The sequence below is a fragment of the Gallibacterium anatis DSM 16844 = F 149 genome (genome assembly GCF_000379785.1).
Classification (GTDB): Bacteria; Pseudomonadota; Gammaproteobacteria; order Enterobacterales; family Pasteurellaceae; genus Gallibacterium; species Gallibacterium anatis.
This window is the reverse complement of the sequence record NZ_KB903766.1, coordinates 1-1,829: the sequence shown is the minus strand read 5'-3', so window position 1 is coordinate 1,829 and position 1,829 is coordinate 1. Positions and strand designations below refer to the sequence as shown.

At 38.6% G+C, this 1,829-nt stretch carries 1 protein-coding gene; it reads right to left on the bottom strand.

Going from position 1 to position 1,829, the window contains the following annotated elements:
* Positions 1–111: 111 nt before the first annotated feature.
* Positions 112–1,710: a type I restriction-modification system subunit M gene (locus tag A3EO_RS0112465; RefSeq protein WP_018347398.1), complete on the bottom strand. Its 1,599-nt coding sequence runs from the start codon at positions 1,708–1,710 to the stop codon at positions 112–114.
* Between the last annotated feature and the right edge of the window lie 119 nt (positions 1,711–1,829).

Below are 1,829 nucleotides of genomic sequence, written 5' to 3'. Positions count from 1 at the left end.
CACTTTTCCCAAGCGTAAGGATTTTTGGTGATAAAAAAGCCATTTAGAATAATTGGCTAAATGGCTTTTAAATAATGATAAAAACAAAAATTTCACTTATAAATCAATAGATTAAAGTATTGATTTAACTCCAAGAATGTTTAACTGTTCGTTGATTTCGGCTTCAAGTTGAGCAATTTCTGCTTTATCTTCAGCAATTTTGGCAAGCACTTCATCAAGATCGATTTCTTCTTCTGCTTCGAAGGTATCTACATAGCGAGGAATATTGAGATTGTATTCATTAGCTTGCACTTCTTCTAGGGTGGCAAGTTGGGCGAATTTCTCAATATTTTCGCGTTTTTGATAAGCCTCTACAATAGCGTTAATGTGCTGTTCGCTGAGATGGTTTTGATTTTTGCCTTTCTCAAAGTGTTGGCTGGCATCAATAAATAAAATATCGCGAGAAGTGCGGTCTTTTTTGAACACTAAAATACAAGTTGGGATAGATGTCCCAAAAAATAAATTTGCTGGTAAACCAATGACCGCATCAATATAGTTTTTCTCAATCAAGATTTTGCGAATATGTCCTTCTGCTGCGCCGCGGAATAACACGCCGTGCGGTAATACGATTGCCATTGTGCCATTGTTTTTTAAGTGGTACAGACTGTGTAAAATAAAGGCAAAATCCGCTTTAGATTTTGGTGCAAGTTTGCCGTATTCGGAAAAACGGGGATCTTTTAATTTACGCTCAGCGTTATCCCAGTTGGCAGAATAAGGCGGATTGGCGACCACCGCATCAAAGCTGCGTGGGTGGTCGATGCCGTCTTTATCTAAGCCGTCTGGCCAGTCGGATTCTAGCGTATTGGCGTTAGATAATGTCATATTGGCAAAACTGACACCATGCATCATTAAGTTCATTCTTGCCAAGTTGTAAGTAGTGGTAGAAAGTTCTTGTCCGTAATACTTGATTGCTCCCTCTTTTTTGCCATTTGGTAAGGCATTCCCTACAGTAAGCAATAAAGAACCCGAGCCACAAGTTGGGTCGTAAACCGTGAACACATCGTCTGTTTTAGCATCTTGAGTGACAATTCTAGCGAGAATTTGGCTGACGGCGTGAGGGGTATAAAATTCGCCACCTTTTTTGCCCGCATTTGCAGCGAATTTGCCGATCAGTTCTTCATAAATTTCGCCTAAAATATCTCTGCCGTTATCGTCTTTGTACTGCACTTCATTAACCAACTGCACTACTTTATTTAACGCTTTGGTGCGGTCATTGGTGTTAGTCCCAAGGCGAGAATCACTTAAATTAAGATCACTAAATATGCCGCGGAAATCTTTTTGTGCTTCAGGGTTAATTTCGCTATTTTGGTTAAAATTATCAACAAGTACTTGATAGTCACTTGGAACAATCTGATTTTGCTCAATTTTTTGGATTAGCGTTGCCCAAGTGTTTGTAGGAGCGATGGCATAACCTAAGGTGTTGGCAATATCATTTAAATAATCTTCTAAGCCATCTTGTTGTACGGCTTCGAAATAGGCGTCATTAGCACTTTGGTGTGGTTTGGGCGTAATAATCCCATTCTCAAGCAAATAAGCTTCTTGATGCTCAGAAAGATAGCGGTAGAAAATAAAACCTAAAATATAATTTTTATATTCTGAGGCGTCCATATTGCCGCGTAAGTCATTTGCCATTGCCCAAATTTGGTTGGTGATATTTGAGATAGTTGTCATAAAAACTCCGTAAAATAAATTCTTTAACTTAAAACTTAAACAAACATTTGCTGTAATAAGGCTTTTTTCAAAAGCTGATAATGCTCGTGCTGTCGCTTATGAAGAGTAATAAGGCGATC